The following is a 23,204-nucleotide window of genomic DNA, read 5'->3' as shown; positions in this document are numbered from 1 at the left end:
GGCATTGATCCCGTTAAGCTTTCTGCTGATACTGCCGATATCAAACCGCCTGAGAGATGCCATCTCCGATCAACAGCTTTTTAAAATGTTTATGCAGCGGGTACACATACACATCCTTGATTTTGTCATGCTTCAGATGCTTGTGTCCTTTTTTGGACGTCCCCTTGGTCTCACCCACCAGAATCCAGTTGGAGGCTTGATAGCAGGTGCCCTTGAACCGGTCCTGTTCCACAAAGGTCTCCAGCAGATATAATGGAAAATGATACATCTTATGCCAGTCCTCGCTGATCCGCTTGATGTTCAGCGCCAGAACCCTGGAAGCCAGACACTTTACAGTGACCCAGGGAAGAATCAGGTACCGGGTATTATTTGCAATATAATGAAGGCGTTCGTTTTTAACCGGCTTTGGCCATCCGATGAATTGTTCTCTGGATTTGACAGCCCAGGCAGCCGATCCCCAGCCGATGCAGGCCAGGGGCACATCTCCTGCAAACGCCATGTATTTGAGATGATTGCCCACAATCTGGGAATATCCAAGGTAATGAAACTGATCCACCAGACTGTTGTAAAGAGGTTCATGCTCTGTATACCGGACCATCTCCACCCGGACAGGACCAAGCTCTTTAAGGGTGCAGTTGATGGGAGTCTGATCCACATGAATCATGACGGCAGGCTTGCTGACGTTATGGGAACCGCATTTTGCAGGTGGGTATTTGATCAACCCTTTTCGGTAAAGGGTCAAAAGCAGTTCCCGGCAGGCCATGTCCTTGAGCCGGCCGCTGGGCTGAACCCAGTTCCAGTGTTTGCAAAGTTCCCGGGATATATGGGTCCGACCCTTGTCCCAGTGCTCGTTAACCACCGCCTGGATAACAGGCAGATCTTCGGCGGTGATTTTGCGGTTTCTGATGATTAAAGGTTCCATGAAAAAGCTTATAGCAAAAAGGAAAAGGGGACGCCAGCAAAAAATGCACGAATTTGAAAAAATTTTTAGCTGGCTTTGTCAAAGAGTGAAGGCAATTGACGATGGCGGCGATGGAAAAAAAGCGGGTTGAAATGAAAACGAGGCGGGTTGAAACTGGTTGGTTTTATGCGGCTCCTGCAGTATTAAACAGCCTCAGTACCATGAGTATGAACCGGAGCGGCTGCTGGTGTCGGACACGTGGACCGGGTGGAAAGCCAGGACACAGCTGGCACCGGCCCCGTCTGATCCGGATCTGACCTGGCTGAAACGATCCCTGGTGAGGGCCGCATTTATTTCCGGTCCCGGGGAGATCGGGCGGCTGCGGCGAATTATCCGCCGGCTGTCATCCAAAGATGTTCCGGGCGCCCTGGATCTGGCAGGAGAGCAGGCCAATGCCATCTATTACCGGCTGTGGGGCGACAAAGCGGACCGGTTCGGGTTTGCGGGTCTGCCGGATGCGTTTCATCGCCTGACACAGAATCCGTCCCTTCTCCGGGATATGGATGAAATCCTGGCCTGGGCCCGGGACGTCTCTCCGGTTGCCGGGGTTTTGCCGGACCTGCCGTTTTCCTGTTCCCTGGAGGTGCCCAGTTCAGCGCCACGGATATCCTGGCCGCATTTGACCGGGCCACCCTGGTCTCTGCCGGGCAGAAGGGCACCGGCGTGCTGCATTTCAGGGATATCAAGGCCTATGCCCTCCTGATCACCTTCCAGAAAACCGAAAAAGAGTTTTCCCCCACCACCATGTATGCGGATTATCCCATCAGCCGGTCCCTGCTGCACTGGGAATCCCAGTCCAACACGGCCCTGGATTCACCCACGGGGCAGAACCTGGTGCATCACCAGGACCGGGGGTTATACCATCCTGGTGTTTGCCCGGCCGAAGAAAAAACACAACCAGTGCACGGTGCCGTTCGTGTTTTTAGGACCGGCCAGGCATGTCAGCCATCAAAAAGAACAGCCCATCCAGATGGTATGGCAGCTGCGGTATCCCATGCCTGTGGAGATGTTTGAGGAGAACAGGCGGGGCGGGTGATGGGAATATAGCATCTTTGCTTTGGATTTTCTATTTTTTGAATAGATCAGAGTGCGATCCGGTTCTTTCGAGGATATTCAACTATCAAGCTCCAGAAATAAATCATCAACGGAATCCGCTTTATGAAGGTTTTTACCTTGTTCCGAATCCTTTAGCACTTTGTCGGTAAGGTCATTGGGGAGTTTGATGTCAAATGGAATTCCATTATGTAAGGTTATCTGAGACAGGTACATTGAAATCGCCTCTGACATCGAAATATTCAATTTTTTTAATATGATTTGCGCGTTTTGTTTTACCGCTGGATCAACACGGGTTTGTATGGTTGCTGTTCTTGTCATAATAAACTCCTGATATTGTATTGACAATTGCACTACAAACAATATACGGCAAAATATGAATAATTCAAACCATTTTTTTTACTTGACGAGATGGAAGCATGCCATATTCTGTTTCAGCAGGAGGGAGCAAAGAGCTATATCCATAATCTGCTGCGGCTGGGAATCTGTGGAAAACCGGCCAAGATAATTGACGCGGACCGTTTGTGTTTTAGGACCGGCCAGGCATGTGAGCCATCAAAAAGAACGGCCCATCCAGGTGGTTTGGCAGCTGAGGCATCCCATGCCCGTGGAGATGTTTGAGGAGAATAAGCGGGGCGGGTGATGGGAAGGTTCTTCGTCGTGTTGTACGGGAGGAGTTACGCGCATCCCAATAAATAATGACTGTGCCGGACCCTGCTGCACTGGGAGTCTCAGTCCAATACGGCCCTGGATTCGCCCACCGGACAGAACCTATTTCATTCATCCGTTGTAACCACAAACACCGGTTCTGGGAGAATTCACGACATTGAGGAACATTTCCTCGTCACACTCGTGGTCTTTGATGCAGTTTGAACAATACCAGCCTTCACCGTCCCACCGGCATTCGGTACAGATGACCTCAGCAGGCGCCTTGCCGCATCGGTCACAGAGAATGGGTGGCTGAACATTCCTGGCCAGAAGATGGATGGCCTGTGTCTCCTGCAAAACTCCGGGATACAGGCCCCTGGACCGGACAATGAGTTCGGTGGTATCGCCGAAATCATATTTGTGATACAGCTCATTTCCGGAATTGAGTACCCGGAACAATTTTTGACTCATTGACAACGCATCACCTCGTCTGCCATAGGTAAACTCACTCAAATGGCCGCAGCACTCCAGCCAGATTTTTCTGAGAAAAGAATCCAGCTCCTCCAGAGTTGTTGTTCCGGTCGCAGCCAGGTGTAGAAAGTACTCCGGATTAAATGCATCATACACATGAAGATGAAAAGTTTTTTCTTTGGGATTCGGAGCATATTGTCCCAGGTATCTGGGAATGCAGGATTGTAAATGTCTTGTAAGCCCCCTGTCTGTAAAACAGTTATTGCACAGCCCGCATAAGGGTTTTTGCATCGGATATCCTCCTTGAAATTCACCAGTATTGACTTCATGATACACGGCACTGATAAAAACACGCCCGCATGAAAATGTCAAATTACTTCGGCGTGTCAGCCATCGAGTGGCTGGCCAGGGGAAAATATTGTGTAAATCATCTGATGAAATTGACATAAAAATGCAGAAATGCTAATTTTTCTTTAAATATAAAAGGATTGAATCATGCAGAATGCAATAGAAATAAAATACCTTACCAGAGAAGAAAAACTCAGGATGGTGGATGCCTTGTGGGCGGATTTGTTATCAGAAGAGGAACTCCTCGAATCACCCGCCTGGCATAAGGCCGCTCTTCAGGAAACAGAGAAGCGCCTTGAAGAGGGTAAAGAGAGAATTCTGGATTGGCATACGGCCAAAAAAGAAATGCGGAAACACTTTGAATGAAAATTGAACTTCTCTCTTCAGCCATGTCAGACCTGATGGAAGGCAGACAGTTCTATGAAGAACAAGTAGAAGGGCTGGGAGAATACTTCTTTGATTCCTTGTTTTCAGATATTGATTCTCTGACTCTGTATGCTGGTATTCATCCTGTATTCTGTGGTTACCACCGGATGCTTTCAAAAAGATTTCCATATGCCGTCTACTACAAGCTGAAAGAGAAATCCATCGCCACTGTATGGCGGGTGCTTGATTTAAGACGCGATCCCAAAAGAATCCAAGGGTCTCTAAAAAACTTATAACGTACCGGATCATCGATCTGCTGTCCGGTCCGGCCGGCCAGGCATGTCAGCCATCAAAAAGACTGTATTAGCGGGGATCTAAAGCCGGAAGCAACTACTGATGAACAAATTGATTTTATGAACAACATTGCAGCTATGGAAAAAAAATACTCAGGCAGGCGATAGCATCTTTCAAGGAGAACTTTGGTTTTCAAGTGGAAATCATAGATTTTCAGCATAAGAATGATTTTTCCCAGCCCCTGATGATTTCTGGAAAAATTGTCGTCTTGAACCGGACCAGGGGCAATGGGGGGGTGAAGTGGCTGCGTTTAAGTTAACCGGCTATCTTAAACCGCAAAATGTGATTTTATATGCAAAAGAGGAAAAATTACGAGAGATCCTGCTCCAGAACAGGCTTAAGAAAACAGAAAACGGGAATATTGAGATCTATAAAAAATTCTGGTCCATTGACGGCAAGCAGGATAAGTCTATCGTGCATCCATTTATAATTTATGCTGACTTGCTGGAAATTAACAACCAGAGAACCATTGAAACGGCAAAAGTGATCTATGACCAGAATATCGCTATGCAATTTATACCCTGGATTTCATCTTCTCCCGAAGGTAAAGCGGTATTTCATTTGACACCACAACATCATGATGTTATGATTCTAATCAAATTATGGAGGTGCAATTATGACCACATTATCGAAACGTTCAACCATATATTTAGACCCATCGCTACATCAGGCTTTACGAATAAAAGCCCTGGAGACATCGAGATCAATGTCGGAAATAATCAATGAAGCTGTCAAGGAGGCGCTTGCCGAGGATGCGGAAGACCTCGCCGTATTTGATGAAAGACACGATGAACCGCTGATCAGCTATGAGCAGATGATAAAAAGGCTCAAAAAAGATGGCCGGATATAAAATATTTTTCAAAAAATCAGTTTGGAAAGATTTTAAAGCAATTCCGGATAAAGATTTAAACAAAATTCTTCAATCAATTGAATCTTTGGGCGAGGATCCACGCCAACCTGGAAGTAAAAAATTGAGCGGTCAGGAAAGATATCGGTTTCGGGTGGGGCGATATCGTATTATTTATTCCATTCAGGATGAAGAACTAACTATTTGGGTCGTGAAGGTGGGGCATCGGAAAAATGTTTATCGTTAAAGCGAACCAGCCCTTTCACAATGAACAGCGTTATATCACCATAGGAATGGATGCGTTTGGTCGCATTTTAGTGGTGATCTACACATGGCTTGGCGATAATATTCGCATTATTTCAGCACGAAAAACCGTGCGTAGTGAGGTGAAGCAATATGAAAGCGGAATATGATTTCCGCAAAGGCAAGCGTGGTGAAGTCCTCCCTCAAGCGGGGAATAAAATCAGGATAACCATCAGGCTTGACCGTGATATTGTCGATTGGTTCCGATCCAAAGTTGAGGAACAAGGAGGGGGAAACTATCAGTCGATGCTCAATGACGCCCTAAGAAAACACATTGAATACCAAGATCAACCCCTTGAAGAGGTTCTTCGTCGTGTTGTACGGGAGGAGTTACGCGCATCCCAATAAATCATGGCTGTGCCGGACCTTGGTGCACTGGGAGTCCCAGTCCAATACGGCCCTGAACTCGCCCACGGGTCAGAACCTGGTGCATCACCAGGCCCGGGGATACACCATCCAACATGACGAAACGAAAATGAGATTTTGCAAAACATATGAATTTGAATTCCGTATTCAGGGAATCAAACTTGGATGGTCTCTTGCAGGCCCTCCTTTTATGACAGTTTACTGCTTTATTTTTGATGATATCATGATTGATACAGGTCTTTCCCATATGGAAAAAGAAGTGGCCGGCATTGCACAGGAAAAGAAAATCGATCGGATTTATCTGACGCATCACCATGAAGACCATTCAGGAAATGCAGCACATATTAACCAGTCTATCGGTGCAGACGTATACGGACACAGCCTGACCGCAGAAAAACTTAAAAACCCCTATTCCATTTTACCTTATCAGAAATATGTCTGGGGCAGGACAACGCCGGTACGTGTAAAAAGATTTCCGCAGACCATTGAAACACCATCAGGCAAAATGATTCCTGTCCATACGCCGGGTCATGCAAAGGATCATACGGTTTTTTTTCTGCCTGAAAAAGGAGTTCTTTTCTCAGGGGATCTCTATCTGGCAGACCACATTAAATTTTTCAGATCAGATGAGAACATGGGAATTCAGATCGAATCATTGAAAAAATTGACACATCTGGACTTTAACACGCTGCTTTGCGGCCACAACCCCAGGCAGAAAAACGGCAGAAAACATATTCAATCCAAACTTGAATTCATGGAAAATCTTTATGGTAATATTGTTTATCTCTGGAAGAAAGGTCTTCCTGAAAAGCAGATTTTCAATGACCTGAAGCTCAAAGAAGCCTGGTTTACAAAATATTTCTGTTTTGGCAATGTGAGCATGATGAACGGGGTAAGATCAGCTATCCGCCATTATGAGAGTCAGAATTAAAAGTATGATTGGTATGATTGTATTGATGATTGGGTCGGGATACACTAACCAGCTGAAACAATATGGAAGGACTTCGAAATAAAATTGAAGAAGAATTTGTCTGCATATCTTTTTGACAAATATAAACCGGCAGTAAAGAACATTGATTGAAGAAACCTTAAAGCGAACATTCGGATTTGAAACATTCAAAACCGGCCAGCGTCAAGTAATAGAAAAGATCACCGCCGGTAAGTCAGCTGCGTCCATTTTCCCAACAGGCGCAGGGAAATCCCTTTGTTATCAGCTGCCTGCGATCCTTGAACAGGGGCTGACCCTGGTTGTTTCGCCGCTTTTATCCTTGATGAAGAATCAGATTGATTTTTTGAAATCGAAACATATTCCTGCTGCGAAACTTGACTCCGGGATGAGTGCCCAAGATTACCGGGAGACGCTTGAAGCGGCCCGGACGGGACAATTGAAGATCCTGATGATTGCTGTGGAACGGTTTAAAAATGAAAGGTTCAGAACCCAGCTCAGGCAGATGAATGTATCCTTGCTTGTGGTTGACGAAGCCCATTGCATATCTGAATGGGGGCACAATTTCAGACCGGATTATCTTAAAATTCCTTTGTATCAAAAAGAATTCGGAATTAAAAAGGCCTTGTTGCTGACAGCCACAGCAACACCGGCGGTCATTGACGACATGTGTGAAAAATTTGCAGTCAGCCGGGAAAATGTCGTGAAAACGGGCTTCTACAGGGAAAATCTGTTTCTTCGCATACGCCCTGTGGCTGAAGAAAAAAAAGACGCGCTGCTTCAGGAGGTCCTGGCAGGAAAACCTGCCGGCCCGGCGATTGTCTATGTGACCCTGCAAAAGACAGCGAACCGGATCACCCAGATGCTCAGGAACAATGGACTGGATGCAGCGGCATATCATGCAGGAATGAAAAATGAGGATCGGGAAGCGGTTCAAAATGATTTTATGGCCGGGAAAACCGGGACTGTCGTCGCAACAATTGCATTTGGAATGGGGATTGATAAAGAAAACATTCGAAAAGTGATCCACTATGACCTGCCAAAATCCATTGAGGGGTACAGCCAGGAAATCGGCAGGGCAGGCAGGGACGGCAACCCGTCGCTGTGTTGCCTTTTTGGAAATAAAAACGGGGTGCCGGTCCTGGAAAATTTTGCGTATGGAGATACCCCTGATTTTGACGGCATCCGCCAGGTATTGGAGGATATCAGCCAATCCAAAGGGAGCCTGTTTGAATTTCGTCCATACGCCGTAAGCCGGATGTCGGACATCCGGCTGCTGCCGCTGAAGACCCTGCTGGTTTACCTGGAAATGGCCAACATCATTTCACCCAAATATACATATTTTGAAATCTATGCGTTCAAATACCTGATCCCTGCACGGGCCATCATTGAAAAATTCAAAGGTGAGCGGGCGCAGTTTGTAAAAACCATCCTGGATAATGCCAAAACCGCCAGGACATGGACCCAGATCGACATAGACAATGCGGTTGACGAATCAGGCTCTGACAGGCAGCGGGTTCTCACCGCCCTGGAATATTTTCATGAAAAAAAATGGATAGACCTTCAACCGAAATCTGCAGTGGAAGTTTTTGAAATTCTGAATTCGGCATTTGATCCGGAATCGACAGCCAGGGATCTTACAGATCTTTTTCTCGAAAAAGAGAAAAAAGAAATCTCCCGCCTCCATGCCATGGTTGAATTCTTTGAAACAGATCAGTGCCTGGCCAAAAGTTTATCCGGCTATTTTGGAGAACGGTTAGACAATAACTGCCGGAGATGCTCGGTCTGCATGGAGAAAACACCGGTTAAACTGGTATCATCACACGTTCCTTCTCTGGAGAGGATGAACTATCATGCCCTTGTTCAACCTTTGCTTGACACGGCAGAGTCACCCGTGTCCGTGACCCTTGCGACACGGTTTTTATGCGGAGTTTCCTCCCCCCGCCTGGTCGCGTATAAAGCCAGGCAGATGCCGGGCTTTGGCAGACTCGAAGCCTGGCCGTATAAATCTGTTGAAAAATGGGTCCGGTTGAATCATATATGAATTGCATGAGGATATCCTGTTTGTATGGATGTTCAACTATCAAGCTCCAGAAATAAATCATCAACGGAATCCGCTTTATGGAGATTTTTACCTTGTTCCGAATCCTTATTGCACTCCTTATATTGTATTGACAATTGCACTACAAAAAATATACGTTAAAACATGAATTGTTCAAACCATTATTAGACAATTTATAAAATTAAATGAATATGCGTTCAGACATACCCTGGCAAATGGCTGAAGATTGGAATCAGGTTTTATTGTCTTTTAAAGCAGTTGAAAATAAAGGCAAAGATAAATTAACTGAGCTTTTTTGTATTGCAAAGAAAATTCAAAAAAATTATGAAATTATATCAGAGCCCATGGAAAGCCTTTGCGCATGTACATGTGTAAATTGTGAAGATATCTGTTGCATGAGGGCAACGATCTGGTTTGATTTTAAAGATCTTTTGTATATTTATTTTGCCACTGGAAAATTTCCAGAATCGCAAATCAAAAAAATTACTCTGAAAAATCAGATAAAAACATGTGGCTGCCTTACACAAAAAGGTTGTATCCTTTCAAGAACAGAAAGGCCTTTTGTCTGTACCTGGTATTTATGTCCAACTCAAAAAGAATATCTCAAGCAGTATTATCCAGAGCGTCTTCTTGCTTTTGAGCAAACGTTATTAACCATTAAAGGACTTCGAAATCAAATTGAAGAAGAATTTATCTGCATATCTTTTTGACAAATATAAACCGGCAGTTAAGAACACTTTTCTGATATTTCTTGCAGGGATTGTCTGGGCCGGTGTCGGCATCATGCTTTTGTCGTTGGCCTTTTCATGGCTGTCACCGGAATCTGTAACATACAGGTATCTGTATGCGGGTGCCGGTGTGCTGCTGGCCCTGCTGGTCCACCATTTTGGATTTTTGAAGATCGTTGATAAAAACCTGAAGCGAATCCATCATATGAATGGGGTGCGGTGTTTGTTTGCCTTTATCCCCTGGAAGAGCTATCTGATGATCGCTGTTATGGTGATCATGGGAGGCCTGCTGCGTCATTCAATGATTCCGAAAAAGGAACTGGCAATCTTGTACATCGGCATCGGTCTGGCCCTGATATTGTCCAGTGTCAGATATATCAGGGTATTTTACGAACGGGGATTATAACTGTCGCTGATCACGCGGCGGGTGATATTGAAGAAAGGCGAATTCAGCATGAAAATTGAGATTATCGGCGCTGAATCATTGGGTGTGCGGGGGCTGTGCTGTTTGGTTACTGTTGCCGAACGAAAAATTCTGATTGATCCCGGGTTGGCGCTGGGGTTTCTTCGGAATGGTCAGGCACCGCACCCGGTTCAGGTTGCGATGGGCGAGGTCATCCGCAAACAGATCATACAGGCATGGGGGCTTGCCACGGACATTGTTTTCAGCCATTTTCACGGGGATCATGTTCCCCTGGTGGATGCAAATCCCTATCAGCTGGATGCGGCCCTGGCAAAATGCAGTACGGCTGGCCGGTTCCCCTGGAATGGCACCAGCAGTATGCACAAGGGAAGGCTGCCACGGAAAAATATGAACAAATTATCTTTGGGTAGCGGATCTGCCGGCGATTGAGGTTTGAAGGTATAAAGGTATGTGGAATTGGAATTTTTTGAAGTCGTGCGGGTTTAGATATGATATGATTCAGCCGCATGCAGAAATACCGGCCTGGGATGCCGGTGGCGGGTGAACCATAAGGAGCAATCATGTTTAAATTCATTCACGCGGCGGATATTCACTTAGACAGCCCGTTGCGCGGGCTGTCCAGATATGAGTCCGCCCCTGTTGATGCCATTCGGGACGCATGCAGAAGAGCGTTCAAAAACCTGGTGGATCTGGCCATCGAAGAAAAAGCGGCTTTTGTGCTGCTGGCCGGAGATCTCTATGATGGAGACTGGAAAGACTACAGCACCGGGATATTTTTGAGCCGGCAGATGGGGAGACTGAATCAGCACGGCATACGGGTATTTGCGGTTGCAGGAAATCATGATGCCGCAAACCGGATGACCAAAGCGTTACAGACGCCTGCCAACATGAAGATTTTTTCAGCCGGCAAAGTGGAAACCGTCACACTGGAAGACTGTTCCGTGGCCATTCATGGACGCAGTTTTAAAGCCCGGCATGTGGATGAAAACCTGGCCGCGGGATTCTGTCAGGGCCTCAAAGGCATGTTCAATATCGGGCTGCTGCATACCAGTCTCGACGGCCGGGAGGGCCATGCCGCCTATGCACCCTGCACCCTGGATGATCTGCGCTCAAAAAATTATCAGTACTGGGCCCTGGGGCATGTCCACAAGCAGGAAATCGTTTCTAAAGATCCTTTTGTGGTGTTCCCGGGATGCATACAGGGCCGGCATATCCGGGAAAGCGGTCCCAAGGGCTGTGTGAAGGTCACGGTTGAGGAAGATGCCGTCACACAGATGGAACCCGTGTCTCTGGATGTCCTGCGGTGGACCCTGACAAAAATCGATCTGACCGATATGGAAGACCTCCGGGATGTCTTCGAAAAAGTCCGGGAAACCATTGAACAGGAACGGGCACAGGCAGAAGACAGGCCCCTGGCGATGAGAATAAAACTGACCGGGGCCACAAAACTGTCTGATCACCTGGCCGCGTTTCCGGAAAAACTGGAACAGCAGATCAAAGCGCTGGGGGCTGAAACCGCCGGGGATGATGTCTGGATTGAACGGGTTGAAAACAGGACCCAGGGAAAATATGATCTGGAAACCGTTCTGGCCGATGACACATCTCCGGGACAACTGCTCAGGGCCATTGTCTCAACCCCTGAGGATCCGGGTCAGATAGACGGGCTGGAAGACAAACTGGCGGAACTCCGGCAGAAAGTGCCGCCGGAAGCCTTTGGCACGGGGTCCATCCTGGATTTGAGCGACAGACAGGTCCTTGAGCGGATCACCAGGGAAGCCAAAAAAATGCTGATCGGCAGACTGCTGGCAACAGGAGAGGAAAAATGAGAATCAACCGCCTCGACCTCATTGCTTTCGGCCGGTTTACAGAAAAATCCCTGGATTTGTCAGAGGGGGATCAGGGGCTGCATCTGATTTACGGGGATAACGAAGCCGGAAAAAGTACTTCATTGCGGGCTTTGACCAACTGGCTGTTCGGCATTCCCGCCAGAACCGGCGATAATTTTGTTCATGCAAATCCCCAGCTCAGGATCGGCGGGGAATTGCAGCTCTCCACCGGAGAAACCATCGAATTTATCCGGAGAAAAGGAAATAAAGACACCCTGCTGGAATATGGCAGTGACGCGCCCCTGGATGAAACCCGGTTCAGACGGTTTCTGCCGGCAGGTATCGATGAAACCATTTTCACCCGGCTCTGGGGGATTGACCATGAAAGACTGATTGCCGGCGGCCGGGAGCTGCTGGAACAGTCCGGGGACCTGGGCCAGGCGTTGTTCAGTGCAGCGGCCGGGACGGCAAACCTTCGGGACATATTGATGGAGATGCAGAACCGTGCGGTTGATATCTTCAAGCCCCGGGGATCCAAAGCCGTCCTGAACAGGGCTATCTCAGAATATAAAGATGCGTTGAAAAGGATGCGGGAAGCCTCTCTGCCCGTTTCTACCTGGAAAGCGCTGCAAAAAGATTTATCCACGACCAGTGCCGCGATCCATGAGGTGGAACAAAAGATCGATGAAAAGAATAAACAGAAAAGCGGTCTGGAACGAATCAACCGTGTCAAAGGGGCCCTGGCCCAGCGACGAAGCTGTCTGGCGAAAATGGACGCTCTGGGCACGGTACTGCTGCTGCCGGAAGATTTTTCAGATCAACTGAAAACAGTCAGACAAACGCTTCAACACGCATTGGACGCAAAAGAACGCCTCGAGGCCAGACAGGATGCCCTGAATAAGGAGTCCGGATCTTTGCGGGTTCGGGAGGATCTGCTGAAAAATGAAGATGCCATTTCACGGCTCTACAAAGATCTCGGTGCGGTTGAAAAGACCCTGGCAGACCGGCCCGGTCAGGATGGAAAACGGCGGCTGCTGCGAAATGAAGCCCAGACCCTGCTGAAGGGTATCCGGCCGGACATGGGTCTGGATGACGCCGATCATCTCAGGCCGATTCTCAACAATAAAAAATGGATCTCTGAACTGGCCCAGAATAAGAGGTTGTTGATCCAGAAACAGGACGGACATAAAGCCGCATTAAAGGATCTCCAGGATGAAATAAAGTCGCTTGAAAGCAAGCTGGAAAACCTGCCGCAAAAAGACATCGATTTGACGGAGTTGAAAGCGGCAGTGGCCTCGGCACGCAAAGCCGGCGACATCGAGCAGCGCCTGAACGATATCAGGATCCAGGCGGCACAGGAAAAAGCCGCCTGTGAAAACGAATTTGCAAGACTGGGGAACTTTCACGGGAATGCAGACGTCTTATTATCCATGGGATTGCCTGTTTCTGAAACCCTGGACCGGTTTGAAAAAGAAACCGATGACCTCATGGAAAAATCCAGAACCGCCTCCCAAAAAAAACAGGAAATCGAAGCGGAAAAAAGGCAGGCGGAACAGGAGTTAAAAGCACTGCTGTTAAAGGAAGATGTGCCGAAAATTGCCGACCTGGAGTCGTCCCGGAAGGACCGTGACCAGGGATGGTCATTGATTAAACAAACATATATCCAGGGGCATGATATCGGCGACCGTGTTCAGGCATATACATCCGGATCTGATTTGCCGGCCGTGTATGAAAAAAAGGTTGCGCTGGCAGACCAGATGTCCGACCGGCTGAGACGGGACGCGGACCAGGTGGTGAAACGGGCGGACCTGGAAGCCAAAATTGATCACATGACATCTCGAATCGCTGAACTGTCAACGATTCTCGAAAAAATAAAAGAATCTCAGGCAGATCTGGACAACCGATGGGCCGCCATCTGGAATCCGTTGAATGTCGCTGCCGGCACCCCCCGGGAAATGAAGCAGTGGGTGCTGAAAGCTGAACGGCTGATCGAAAAGATTCATGCCGCAAAGGAGATTTCAGCCAGAGAAAAAAAACTGGGGGAAGAATGCGATCTTCTGAAAAGATCGATGTCACGCCGGATCGCCGGGTTTGATTCCGGGGCAAACATACAGGGAAAGAGCCTGGAAGCACTGATTTCACTGTGTGAACAGCGAATCGAGACAGAGCAGTATGTCCGGGACAACCGTCACAGAATTGAGAATTCACTGAAAGATCTGCGCATCCGGCTGAAACGGACCAAAGATGACCTGAAAACCGTTGAAACCGGTTTGATCACCTGGACGGGTGAGTGGGAAAAAGCCATCTCCGGCCTGGGTTTGAATCCGGATACCCACCCGGAAACCGCCCTGGAAACCTTTGATCACCTGGTGTCGTTCTTTAAAAAATTTGATCAGTCTGAAGAGCTGCGGAAACGAATTTACGGCATGGACAAGGTCAAAGAGGATTTTCACAGAAAAGTCCACGAATTTGCCGGCAGTATGGAAATGATGACAGAGGGTCAGGATGCATTGAGAGTTGCCGGTCAACTCCATCGGGACCTGAATGCGGCCCGGGAAGCCCGGGCAAGTTTGATCAAAATCAAAGATCAGATGGATGAAAAAAAACAGGAGATCAAAGACGTCACCATCACCATCCGACAGTCCCAGGAAAAAATCAGTGAATTGAAAACACAGGCCGGGGTGGATACGGTTGAGAAACTGATCGAGGCCGGGGAAAAGTCAAACCAAAAACGGGACCTGCTCAAACAGATTGAAGCGCTGGAACAGGAACTGAACCGCAATGGGGACGGCTTTGGCATTGACGCGCTGGAAAAAGAGGTAAGCCGTTCAGATATTGACGGCATCAAAGGGGACATAGACAGAATATCCATTGAGCTCAAAGAACTTCAATCCGAGAGAGACACGCTGCGGGACCAGCGGCAGACCATTCAGCATGATATTCGGCAGAATGACGGGAGTGCCATGGCGGCCGGCGCGTCTGAAGAAGCAGAAGCACACCTTTCCAGCATCACACAAAATGCCGAGCAGTATCTGCGTTTCCAGATCGCCTCCCTGATCCTGGAGCAGCAGATAGAAGCCTACAGAAAAGAAAACCAGGCCCCTGTTTTAGGCAGGGCCGGTGAATTGTTTTCAACGCTGACGCTGGGCTCTTACGCAGGTCTGAGGGATGAACTGGATGCTTCCGGAACGCCGGTGCTGCTGGGTGTTAGACCGGACGATCAGGAGGTGGCCATCGACGGCATGAGTGACGGATCCCGGGACCAGCTCTATCTGGCCCTGCGCATTGCCACGCTTGAGCAGCATCTGACAAAGGGCGAACCCATGCCCTTTGTGGTGGATGATATCCTGATCGGGTTTGATGATCACCGAACCCGTGTCGGCCTGGAGGTGCTGGCACAACTGTCAAGACGCATTCAGGTCCTGCTTTTTACGCACCACAGACGGGTGCTGGAACTGGCAGACACCTGTAACGACACCGGTAAGATCTTTCAGCACGCGCTTTCCTGACGAATCGAACAGGGCCTGAAGAAGACAATTGAAAATACAGAATCCCATAGCGTTTGTTGACACGGAAATTGACCCTGAAAGAGGTCGGATTCTTGATCTGGGCGGCATCAAAGAGGATGGGAACACGTTTCATTCCGGTTCTGCCGTCGGGTTTGCCGAATTTCTGAAGGGCTCCCGGTTTTTATGCGGCCATAATCTCATTCGTCACGATTTGACTTATATCGTACAAGCGGTGGAAATCGCGGGCATTGACCGGGCTGATATGATTGATACCCTGTTTCTGTCTCCCCTGCTGTTTCCCGCCAGGCCCTACCATGCCCTGGTCAAGGACGACAAATTACAGACCCAGGATTTGAGCAATCCGTTGAATGATGCCGTCAAGGCCAGGGATCTGTTTTATGACGAGGTGGCTGCGTTTGCGCGGGCAGACAGGGATTTACAGCAGATCTTTTTTTTTCTTCTGCATGACAAGCCCGGATTTCAGGGATTTTTCAGGTATCTGGCGTTTTATGGAGATGACACCGCCGGCATTGAAGATCTGATCCTGAAAACATTTCATTTAAAGATCTGCAGTAATGCGGACCTGGGAAAACTGATCACGGAATTTCCCGTGGCCCTGGCCTTTTGCCTGTCCCTGGTTCATGCAGATGACCGGTATGCCATCACCCCGCCCTGGGTGTTGAAAACCTGTCCTGAAATCGAGTCAGTGATCTATCTGTTAAGGAATCATCCCTGCCTGACCGGGTGTGACTACTGCGGCCAGGCCCTGAATATCCACCGGGGCCTGAAACAATTTTTCGGGTTTGATTCCTTCCGGACCTATGGCGGAGAACCCCTTCAGGAACAGGCGGTTCAGGCCGCGATCGACGGGAAATCCCTGCTTGCGGTTTTTCCCACCGGGGGTGGCAAATCCCTGGCATTCCAGGTGCCGGCCCTCATGAGCGGAGAAAACGCCCGGGGACTGACCATTGTCATTTCTCCCTTGCAGTCGTTGATGAAAGACCAGGTGGACAACCTGGAAAAGGTGGGGATTACCGATGCCGTCACCATCAACGGTCTGCTGGATCCCATCGAGCGGGCCAACGCGTTTGAGCGGGTGGAAAACGGCACGGCCTGCCTTCTTTATCTGTCTCCGGAATCGCTGCGGTCGAAAACCATTGAACACGTGATCCTGAAAAGAAATATCGTCCGTTTCGTGATTGACGAAGCCCACTGTTTTTCTGCCTGGGGCCAGGACTTCCGGGTGGATTATCTGTATATCGGTGAGTTCATCAAAGCAGTCCAGGAAAAAAAGCAACTGGAGGACCCGCTCCCTGTGTCCTGTTTTACGGCAACAGCCAAGCCAAAGGTGATCCAGGATATCCAGACCTATTTCAAAGACGGCCTGCACCTGGATCTGGAAGTGTTCCGATCCCGTGCGTCCAGAACCAATTTGCAGTACAGGGTGTTTTTCAGGGACAATCCAGAGGAGAAATACCAGACCCTCAGGGATCTGCTGGATCAAAGGGAATGCCCCACCATTGTGTATGTGTCAAGAACCTACCGGGCCTATGACCTGGCACGGCGGCTGACGGCGGACGGATACCCTGCAAAACCCTATCACGGCAAAATGGACACCCATGAGAAAATGGAAAACCAGGATGCCTTCATCAAAGGGGATGTAAGGATCATGGTGGCCACCTCCGCATTCGGTATGGGCGTGGATAAAAAAGATGTCGGCATGGTGATTCATTACGACATCTCGGATTCCCTGGAAAACTATGTCCAGGAAGCCGGCCGGGCCGGCAGGGATGAAACGGTCACGGCAGACTGTTTTGTCCTGTTCAATGAAGAGGATCTTGGCAAGCATTTTATTCTTTTGAATCAGACCCGGCTCAATGTCAAAGAGATTCAGCAGGTCTGGAAAGCAGTCAAGGATTTGACCCGGTTCCGGTCCAAAGTCTCCAATTCCGCCCTGGAAATTGCCAGAAAAGCCGGGTGGGATGATAACATCGCTGAAATCGAAACACGGGTCAAGACCGCCATCGCAGCCCTGGAAAATGCGGGATACCTGAAGCGGGGCCAGAACATGCCCCGGATATATGCCAACAGTATCCTGACCAAAAACGCCCAGCAGGCCATTGACCGGATCACGGCCTCGGACCGGTTTGAGGAAAAACAGAAGCAGCAGGCAGTTCGGATCATCAAGAAGCTGTTTTCAAGCAAAACCAGACAACAGGCCAACGATGAGGTGGCGGAATCCAGAGTGGATTACATCAGTGACCATCTGGGCATCGTCAAAGAAGAGGTCATCCGTATCATCACCCTGCTCAGAGAAGAAAAAATACTGGCAGATGCCAAAGATCTGACGGCATTTATCAAAAAAGGGGAAAAAACCAACCGGTCCCTGGGCATTCTAAAGGCCTTTGCAGGGCTTGAAACCTTTCTACTGGGGCAAATGGCCGAGCACGAAATCGTTTTTCATATCAAAAAACTCAATGAACAGGCAGCGGAAAACGGGTGTGCCGATGCCGATCCCGCCAAAATTAAAACCCTCATCAATTTCTGGGCCATCAAACACTGGATACACAGACCCCATGCGGATTATGCAAAACACACCTTTGCCGCGGCCCTGAACGAGCCCCGGGAGGTGTTCCGGCAAAAACTGGAAAAACGGCATGAACTGGCCCGGTTCATTGTGGAACGGCTGTATGAAAAAAGCAGAAAAGAGACTGCTGAAAATATCACGGCAGGGTCTGTTGAGGGTGAATCCGCCATGGGAGAGGACCTGGCGCTGGTTGAATTTTCTGTGCTGGAGTTAAAGGCGGCGTATGAAACCCATGGATCTTTGTTCCGGCAGGAAACCTCGGCGGAGGAAGTGGAAGATGCCCTGTTTTATCTGTCCAGGATCGGTGCGATACGGATCGAAGGCGGATTTCTGGTGGTCTATAACCGGCTGACCCTTGAACGGCTGGAAATGGACAACAGAAGACGTTACAGAATCGAGGACTATAAGCAGCTGGGAGAGTTTTACGAGAACAAGGTGGCCCAGATCCACATCGTGGGCGAGTATGCCAGAAAAATGATCCGGGATTACAAGGCGGCCCTGCAGTTTGTGGAAGATTATTTTCAGTTGAATTTTGCGTCGTTTCTCCGCCGGTATTTCAAGGGCAGCCGGGGAGATGAGATCAAAAGAAATATCACGCCCGCCAAATTCAGGCAGCTTTTCGGGACCCTGTCTCCGGCCCAGTTACAGATCATCAACGATAACAAATCGCAGCACATGGTGGTGGCGGCAGGACCGGGAAGCGGCAAGACACGGGTCCTGGTGCACAAGCTGGCATCCCTTCTGTTAATGGAGGACGTCAAACATGAGCAGCTGCTCATGGTGACCTTTTCAAGAGCTGCGGCCACGGAATTCAAGAAACGGCTCATTGCACTGATCGGCAATGCCGCCGGGTTTATCGAGATCAAGACCTTTCATTCCTATTGTTTTGACCTGCTCGGCAGAATCGGCACCCTTGAAAAATCGGGCGGGATTATCCGGAAAACCATTGCCAAAATCAGGAACGGCGAGGTGGAGCCTGCCCGGATCGCCAAAGCCGTTTTGGTGATCGACGAAGCCCAGGATATGGACGCGGATGAATACGCGTTGATCCGTGTTCTGGCGGATCAGAATCCGGACATGCGGATCATTGCCGTGGGAGATGACGACCAGAATATTTATGAGTTCAGAGGCGCCAGCTCCAAATATCTGGAACAGTTCATTGCCGATAAGAACGCAGTCATGTATCAGCTTGTGGAAAATTTCCGGAGCAGACAGAATCTGGTTGAATTTTCAAACCAGTTTGCTGCAAAGATCCGCCGCCGGTTGAAAGACACCCCTATTGTCGCCCGGCAGGCCGGCTCCGGAAGCATCAGAATCGTCCGCTATCGCAGCCGTCATCTGGTTTCTTCCCTGGTTCAGGACCTTGTTTCCACACGGCTTGCCGGGACCATCTGCGTGTTGACCCACACCAATGAAGAAGCCCTGCAGGCAGCCGGCCTTCTGCTGAAAAACCGGATGCCGGCAAAGCTGGTCCAGACCAATGAGGGGTTCAATCTGTACAATCTGTCGGAAATCAGATATTTTCTGGACCAGCTCCATCTGAAAGACGATACGTTTATCATAGATGTTCAGGTATGGGAAGCGGCCAGGCGAAAATTGGAGAATGATTACAGAAACAGCGCGAAACTGGATATCTGCCTGAACATGATCAAGGGGTTTGAGGCGGCCAGTCCGCAGAAAAAATACCGGTCCGATCTGGAGGTGTTTATCCGGGAATCCAGACTGGAGGATTTTTCAGACGCCCCCGGGGATGTCGTTCTTGTATCCACCATGCACAAAGCCAAAGGAAGAGAGTTTGATCATGTGTTTATCCTGCTGGACAATTTCGATCTGAGCACTGATGAAAAGAAACGCCTGGTGTATGTGGCCATGACCCGGGCGAAACAGAATCTGACCATCCATCTGAACGCCCCTTTTCTGGATGATCTGCCGGTTCAGGGAATGGCGCGGATCGACAATCATGAACAACAGTTTCCTCCGGATCAGCTGGTCATGCAGTTGGGCCACAAAGATATCTGGCTGGATTATTTTCGTGGCCGGCAACGTGAAATTTCACACCTGAAAAGCGGGGATGGATTAATCGTGCGTGACAACCGCTGCCTGGACAAAAAAGGGGTGCCCATCGTCACATTTTCCAGATCGTTTTCAAACCGACTGGAAAAACTTTGCCGGGCCGGGTATGCGCCTGCCCGGGCCGCTGTGAATTATATCGTCTACTGGCAGAAAGAAGATTCAGAAAAGGAAATCAGAATTGTCCTGCCTGAACTGTTTTTGGAAAAGAAGACCGGATGCTGATTCGGAAATTTAACTGCCGGAATCATAAACCAGCAGCCACTGCTGCGTAAAACTGTTACCCAAGGCTCCCGGCCGAACAAGGAAAATAAAGGGATACAGATTGAATCAGTTTTTTTTATTGATGACAGCGGTTTTTTTATGTTTTTCAATAACAGCATGCAGCCACGTACCTGATTCCCGGCGAAGAGCGCAAGGCCAAGATCGAACAGAACATGCATGCAGCCACGCACCTGATTCCCGGCCGTTAAAAAACAATGCCGTGTCAAATAAAGAAACCGTAACAGATCGATTGTACTCACAATACGATAAATGGAAAGGTGTCAGATATAAAATGGGCGGGCTGAGTAAAAATGGTGTTGATTGTTCAGGCTTTGTCTATTTAACCTATCTGGAATTATTTGATAAAAAATTGCCTCGTTCCACCAGGTTACAGTCTCAGATCGGTAAAGAAATTCAAACAGACAAACGCCGTTCAGGGGATCTGGTGTTTTTTAAAACCGGTTGGACGGTAAGGCATGTAGGCATTTATTTAGAAAACAGTTCATTTATGCATGCATCCAAGAAAAAAGGGGTTATGATTTCGAGGTTGGATGATCCTTATTGGAAATCAAAATATTGGAAAACAAAACGGGTCGGTTTTTAAAAATGAACCCCCTGCACGTCAGTGGATCAACCCGAGCACGCCGATAATAATGAGATAAACGGCAACGATATAATTCAATAATTTCGGCATAATAAAAATCAATATGCCGGCGAGAAGAGAAACTACGGGTTGTGGTGAGATATCTAACTGCATGGCTTTGTCCTTTCCAAACGCGGCATGAACCGATATTTCATCCGTTCATGGACTCGATTATGGGGTAAACGTTTCATTCTTTCTTGTTACTTCAATCTTTGTGCCAGCGTTGTAACATGCAGGGCTGTTTTCCATATCTATCTGATTTCGTTTGATCAATCAATTACAAGCGTAATATCGGGTTGCCATGCGCAGCCATAAAAAAAAGATCATATGCGACCAGTGGCCATATATGGCCGGGTTTTTGGGAAGGCTCCCATCACAGGTCCCATGGAACTGCAGATGGAGGCGCTTGAAATTTTAATTGATTTTATCCCATAAGCATGCCATTTAAGCGGTTCACACAATCGGCGCATAAAAAGGAGAAACCATGACAAACGATGATTTCAAAAGCAGGGAAAATTCAAAGCCGTGCCGTGTTGTATCGCGCCGTTGCTTTATAAAAGTTACCGCCGGCACCGTTGCATGTGTTTCTTTGGGTCCATGGATGCTTGGATGCAAACACGGTGACAGCGGGGTTGTAAATGTCCCGCCTTATTCGATTGATTCCGATGTTTATACGACGCTTGATAGAACCATTGAGCCCGAATTAACATCAAAGGCTATTTTACCGGAAGATCTCAACCTTATTTCAGAATACGATCAAAATGGATATGGTGTCTGGACGTATGGCGGACCGCTGGTTTGTGAACAGCGCGTCGATATCATGGGGGACTATTCCCCTCCGCAAAGCAGTCATTGTGCCACATTGTTAAGATTTTTCAGCATCACGGATATCCATATCACGGATAAAGAATCGCCTTCCCAGTTGATCTATATGCAACAGCTGAATTCATGTGGTTTCGAAGCCGGTGTCACGTCAGTTTATTCGCCTGTCATGATGTACACACCCCATGTGCTGGATGCAGCGATCCAGACGGTAAACGCCCTGCATAAAAAAGATCCCGTCGACTTCGGCATCTCTTTGGGGGATACCTGCAACAGCACCCAGTACAACGAGTTAAGGTGGTATATCGATGTCCTTGACGGCAAGGTGATCCAACCCAGTTCCGGTGCGCATGCGGGCGCCGATGATATCGATTATCAGAAACCTTTCAAAGCCGCCGGGCTTGACCCGTCGATTCCCTGGTATCAAACCATCGGCAATCACGATCATTTCTGGCTTGGCTCCATCCCGCCGGACGGCAGATACGGCGATGACCCGAAATTGCGGGAATCCTGCATCAGCGACCAGGTCATTGCCATGTCAAATACAGTCTGCCGCGCCAACGACATATACAGCCATAAAAACCCTGAAGAGACCCTTTACTATATGGGCGTCCTTGACGGCACGACCCCGAACGGTAAGATCATAAAATATGGTCCGGTTGACAACTTCAGCACGCCCCCCGAAATTGTTGCCGACCCGGACCGCTATTCACTGACCAAGACCCAGTGGATTGAGGCGTTTTTTAACACCTCGACCAAACCCGTTGGCCATGGCTTTGACCGGGTGCCTCCGGGACAGGAGCCCGGCTTTGCCTGTTACAGTTTTATACCAAAAGCGGAAATACCCATTAAAGTGATTGTCCTGGATAACACCCAGAGGGAAGACGACCAATCCACGGCCATCCACGGGCATGGTTTCCTTGATAAAGCCCGCTGGCAATGGCTTAAAGAAGAGCTTGCGGACGGAGATGATCAGGATCAACTCATGATCATTGCGGCGCATATCCCCATTGGCGTTCAAAAAGCAGGAACCTTTATGGAGTGGCTTGATAATTCCGCCAACCCCGATGCGCCGCAAAATGCGGTGGACCTGCCCGAATTACTGGAAGAACTTCACCGCCATCCCAATCTGCTGATGTGGGTCGCCGGTCATCGGCATGTGAATGCCGTTAAGGCATTTGAATCACCTGATCCGGTCCACGCGCCTGAAAATGGTTTCTGGCAGGTGGAAACCTCATCGCTGCGTGATTTTCCCCAGCAGTTACGCATGTTTGATATCAAGCTCAACAGCGACTACACGATTTCCATTTTCACGACCAACGTGGATCCGGCAGCCAAACCAGGCACGCCTGCCTGGACCTCCCGCAAGTATGCGGTGGCAGCCCAGCAGATTGTCAACACCGGGGTGATATATCAAGCGGATCATCAGTCCAACTACCGGGTCGACCCAGCCACTCAAACCGAAGTACGCGTGGATGGCAGAGTTGTAATGGACCCGGGCATTCGGCCGATGCCGACGGGTTCGTATAATGCTGAGCTGCTTAAACAGCTGAGCCCGGCAATGACAGCGAAGATGCAAATGCTGTTTCCCACAATATAGGCAGAT

Annotated in this window: 23 protein-coding genes and 1 pseudogene; 20 read left to right on the top strand and 4 right to left on the bottom strand. The window is 48.7% G+C overall.

Translation table 11 applies throughout. From position 1 onward, the window contains the following. Positions 1-40: 40 nt before the first annotated feature. The gene (locus DPO_RS22020; RefSeq protein WP_006968568.1) at positions 41-922 is read right to left on the bottom strand and encodes a Druantia anti-phage system protein DruA; all 882 of its coding nucleotides are present in this window, start codon (positions 920-922) and stop codon (positions 41-43) included. On the opposite strand from DPO_RS22020, the gene DPO_RS26525 reads away from it, so the two are divergent. From DPO_RS26525 to DPO_RS25740, 3 genes are all read left to right on the top strand, one after another. Continuing rightward, positions 921-1,052, top strand: coding sequence for a hypothetical protein (locus DPO_RS26525; protein ID WP_268870652.1), 132 nt, complete (start codon positions 921-923; stop codon positions 1,050-1,052). The two genes, DPO_RS22020 and DPO_RS26525, sit on opposite strands and share 2 nt — an antisense overlap. 96 nt (positions 1,053-1,148) lie before the next feature. Beyond that, the gene (locus tag DPO_RS25745) at positions 1,149-1,664 is read left to right on the top strand and encodes a hypothetical protein (RefSeq protein ID WP_169435015.1); all 516 of its coding nucleotides are present in this window, start codon (positions 1,149-1,151) and stop codon (positions 1,662-1,664) included. After that, the gene (locus DPO_RS25740) at positions 1,625-1,975 is read left to right on the top strand and encodes a DUF3427 domain-containing protein (RefSeq protein ID WP_040012227.1); all 351 of its coding nucleotides are present in this window, start codon (positions 1,625-1,627) and stop codon (positions 1,973-1,975) included. The genes DPO_RS25745 and DPO_RS25740 overlap by 40 nt, the downstream gene beginning before the upstream one ends. 99 nt (positions 1,976-2,074) lie before the next feature. On the opposite strand, the gene DPO_RS22005 is transcribed toward DPO_RS25740, so the two are convergent. Together DPO_RS22005 and DPO_RS22000 are read right to left on the bottom strand one after the other, a co-directional pair. Continuing rightward, positions 2,075-2,335 carry a type II toxin-antitoxin system RelB/DinJ family antitoxin gene (locus DPO_RS22005; RefSeq protein ID WP_006968590.1) on the bottom strand — a complete coding sequence of 87 codons (261 nt, stop codon included), beginning with the start codon at positions 2,333-2,335 and terminating at the stop codon, positions 2,075-2,077. 459 nt (positions 2,336-2,794) lie between these two features. Next, entirely contained in the window at positions 2,795-3,424 is a 630-nt protein-coding gene (locus DPO_RS22000) for a hypothetical protein (RefSeq protein ID WP_006968589.1), read from the bottom strand. A 204-nt stretch (positions 3,425-3,628) separates the two neighbouring features. Between DPO_RS22000 and DPO_RS21995 the strand changes: the two genes are divergently transcribed. From DPO_RS21995 to DPO_RS21920, 16 genes and pseudogenes are all read left to right on the top strand, one after another. Then, positions 3,629-3,847: an addiction module protein gene (locus tag DPO_RS21995; protein ID WP_006968588.1), complete on the top strand. Its 219-nt coding sequence runs from the start codon at positions 3,629-3,631 to the stop codon at positions 3,845-3,847. Further along, the gene (locus DPO_RS21990; protein ID WP_006968587.1) at positions 3,844-4,143 is read left to right on the top strand and encodes a hypothetical protein; all 300 of its coding nucleotides are present in this window, start codon (positions 3,844-3,846) and stop codon (positions 4,141-4,143) included. Before DPO_RS21995 ends, DPO_RS21990 begins: the two co-directional genes overlap by 4 nt. Before the next feature lie 256 nt (positions 4,144-4,399). Beyond that, positions 4,400-4,927 (top strand): annotated as a pseudogene (locus DPO_RS24880) (type IV toxin-antitoxin system AbiEi family antitoxin); the annotation flags it as partial. Then, a complete protein-coding gene (locus tag DPO_RS26295) occupies positions 4,908-5,051 on the top strand; it encodes a hypothetical protein (RefSeq protein ID WP_236610026.1) in 144 nt (47 codons plus the stop codon). The pseudogene DPO_RS24880 and the gene DPO_RS26295, both read left to right, overlap by 20 nt. Next, complete coding sequence (locus DPO_RS21975) at positions 5,038-5,295, top strand: type II toxin-antitoxin system RelE family toxin (protein ID WP_006968585.1); 258 nt, start codon at positions 5,038-5,040, stop codon at positions 5,293-5,295. The genes DPO_RS26295 and DPO_RS21975 overlap by 14 nt, the downstream gene beginning before the upstream one ends. After that, entirely contained in the window at positions 5,282-5,461 is a 180-nt protein-coding gene (locus DPO_RS21970) for a BrnT family toxin (protein WP_006968583.1), read from the top strand. Before DPO_RS21975 ends, DPO_RS21970 begins: the two co-directional genes overlap by 14 nt. Further along, on the top strand, positions 5,445-5,699 hold the full coding sequence (locus DPO_RS21965; protein ID WP_006968582.1) for a BrnA antitoxin family protein: 255 nt from the start codon (positions 5,445-5,447) through the stop codon (positions 5,697-5,699). The genes DPO_RS21970 and DPO_RS21965 overlap by 17 nt, the downstream gene beginning before the upstream one ends. A gap of 241 nt (positions 5,700-5,940) precedes the next feature. Next, on the top strand, positions 5,941-6,648 hold the full coding sequence (locus DPO_RS21960; RefSeq protein ID WP_236610025.1) for an MBL fold metallo-hydrolase: 708 nt from the start codon (positions 5,941-5,943) through the stop codon (positions 6,646-6,648). Positions 6,649-6,790: 142 nt separating this feature from the next. After that, positions 6,791-8,707, top strand: coding sequence for a RecQ family ATP-dependent DNA helicase (locus tag DPO_RS21955; RefSeq protein ID WP_006968580.1), 1,917 nt, complete (start codon positions 6,791-6,793; stop codon positions 8,705-8,707). A gap of 203 nt (positions 8,708-8,910) precedes the next feature. Continuing rightward, complete coding sequence (locus tag DPO_RS21950; RefSeq protein WP_006968579.1) at positions 8,911-9,435, top strand: hypothetical protein; 525 nt, start codon at positions 8,911-8,913, stop codon at positions 9,433-9,435. A 73-nt stretch (positions 9,436-9,508) separates the two neighbouring features. Continuing rightward, positions 9,509-9,859, top strand: a complete 351-nt coding sequence (locus DPO_RS21945; protein WP_201765662.1) for a hypothetical protein — start codon at positions 9,509-9,511, stop codon at positions 9,857-9,859. Between the two features lie 48 nt (positions 9,860-9,907). Next, positions 9,908-10,306 carry an MBL fold metallo-hydrolase gene (locus tag DPO_RS21940; protein ID WP_006968577.1) on the top strand — a complete coding sequence of 133 codons (399 nt, stop codon included), beginning with the start codon at positions 9,908-9,910 and terminating at the stop codon, positions 10,304-10,306. A gap of 131 nt (positions 10,307-10,437) precedes the next feature. After that, entirely contained in the window at positions 10,438-11,703 is a 1,266-nt protein-coding gene (locus DPO_RS21935; protein ID WP_006968576.1) for a metallophosphoesterase family protein, read from the top strand. Beyond that, on the top strand, positions 11,700-15,212 hold the full coding sequence (locus DPO_RS21930; RefSeq protein ID WP_006968575.1) for a YhaN family protein: 3,513 nt from the start codon (positions 11,700-11,702) through the stop codon (positions 15,210-15,212). The genes DPO_RS21935 and DPO_RS21930 overlap by 4 nt, the downstream gene beginning before the upstream one ends. Before the next feature lie 28 nt (positions 15,213-15,240). Further along, positions 15,241-20,094, top strand: a complete 4,854-nt coding sequence (locus tag DPO_RS21925) for a RecQ family ATP-dependent DNA helicase (protein WP_006968574.1) — start codon at positions 15,241-15,243, stop codon at positions 20,092-20,094. 100 nt (positions 20,095-20,194) lie between these two features. Next, positions 20,195-20,737 carry an NlpC/P60 family protein gene (locus DPO_RS21920; RefSeq protein ID WP_024336120.1) on the top strand — a complete coding sequence of 181 codons (543 nt, stop codon included), beginning with the start codon at positions 20,195-20,197 and terminating at the stop codon, positions 20,735-20,737. An 18-nt stretch (positions 20,738-20,755) separates the two neighbouring features. Here DPO_RS21920 and DPO_RS24875 read toward each other — a convergent pair whose 3' ends face one another. Continuing rightward, on the bottom strand, positions 20,756-20,890 hold the full coding sequence (locus DPO_RS24875; RefSeq protein WP_006968572.1) for a DUF3096 domain-containing protein: 135 nt from the start codon (positions 20,888-20,890) through the stop codon (positions 20,756-20,758). 370 nt (positions 20,891-21,260) lie between these two features. On the opposite strand from DPO_RS24875, the gene DPO_RS21915 reads away from it, so the two are divergent. Further along, the gene (locus tag DPO_RS21915) at positions 21,261-23,198 is read left to right on the top strand and encodes a TIGR03768 family metallophosphoesterase (RefSeq protein ID WP_006968571.1); all 1,938 of its coding nucleotides are present in this window, start codon (positions 21,261-21,263) and stop codon (positions 23,196-23,198) included. Positions 23,199-23,204: the final 6 nt, after the last annotated feature.

Source organism: Desulfotignum phosphitoxidans DSM 13687, assembly GCF_000350545.1.
GTDB classification, from domain to species: domain Bacteria; phylum Desulfobacterota; class Desulfobacteria; order Desulfobacterales; family Desulfobacteraceae; genus Desulfotignum; species Desulfotignum phosphitoxidans.
Note: the sequence above shows the minus strand (reverse complement) of the source record. Positions and strands in the feature narration are given on the sequence as shown.

Bases quoted from the DNA above. Each gene is read 5' to 3' on its own strand.
- DPO_RS26525 (WP_268870652.1), top strand. From the start codon at position 921: ATGAAAAAGCTTATAGCAAAAAGGAAAAGGGGACGCCAGCAAAAAATG.
- DPO_RS22020 (WP_006968568.1), bottom strand. From the start codon at position 922: ATGGAACCTTTAATCATCAGAAACCGCAAAATCACCGCCGAAGATCTG.
- DPO_RS22005 (WP_006968590.1), bottom strand. From the start codon at position 2,335: ATGACAAGAACAGCAACCATACAAACCCGTGTTGATCCAGCGGTAAAA.
- DPO_RS22000 (WP_006968589.1), bottom strand. From the start codon at position 3,424: ATGCAAAAACCCTTATGCGGGCTGTGCAATAACTGTTTTACAGACAGG.
- DPO_RS21995 (WP_006968588.1), top strand. From the start codon at position 3,629: ATGCAGAATGCAATAGAAATAAAATACCTTACCAGAGAAGAAAAACTC.
- DPO_RS21990 (WP_006968587.1), top strand. From the start codon at position 3,844: ATGAAAATTGAACTTCTCTCTTCAGCCATGTCAGACCTGATGGAAGGC.
- DPO_RS26295 (WP_236610026.1), top strand. From the start codon at position 4,908: ATGTCGGAAATAATCAATGAAGCTGTCAAGGAGGCGCTTGCCGAGGAT.
- DPO_RS21975 (WP_006968585.1), top strand. From the start codon at position 5,038: ATGGCCGGATATAAAATATTTTTCAAAAAATCAGTTTGGAAAGATTTT.
- DPO_RS21970 (WP_006968583.1), top strand. From the start codon at position 5,282: ATGTTTATCGTTAAAGCGAACCAGCCCTTTCACAATGAACAGCGTTAT.
- DPO_RS21965 (WP_006968582.1), top strand. From the start codon at position 5,445: ATGAAAGCGGAATATGATTTCCGCAAAGGCAAGCGTGGTGAAGTCCTC.
- DPO_RS21960 (WP_236610025.1), top strand. From the start codon at position 5,941: ATGATTGATACAGGTCTTTCCCATATGGAAAAAGAAGTGGCCGGCATT.
- DPO_RS21950 (WP_006968579.1), top strand. From the start codon at position 8,911: ATGAATATGCGTTCAGACATACCCTGGCAAATGGCTGAAGATTGGAAT.
- DPO_RS21945 (WP_201765662.1), top strand. From the start codon at position 9,509: ATGCTTTTGTCGTTGGCCTTTTCATGGCTGTCACCGGAATCTGTAACA.
- DPO_RS21940 (WP_006968577.1), top strand. From the start codon at position 9,908: ATGAAAATTGAGATTATCGGCGCTGAATCATTGGGTGTGCGGGGGCTG.
- DPO_RS21935 (WP_006968576.1), top strand. From the start codon at position 10,438: ATGTTTAAATTCATTCACGCGGCGGATATTCACTTAGACAGCCCGTTG.
- DPO_RS21930 (WP_006968575.1), top strand. From the start codon at position 11,700: ATGAGAATCAACCGCCTCGACCTCATTGCTTTCGGCCGGTTTACAGAA.
- DPO_RS24875 (WP_006968572.1), bottom strand. From the start codon at position 20,890: ATGCAGTTAGATATCTCACCACAACCCGTAGTTTCTCTTCTCGCCGGC.
- DPO_RS21915 (WP_006968571.1), top strand. From the start codon at position 21,261: ATGACAAACGATGATTTCAAAAGCAGGGAAAATTCAAAGCCGTGCCGT.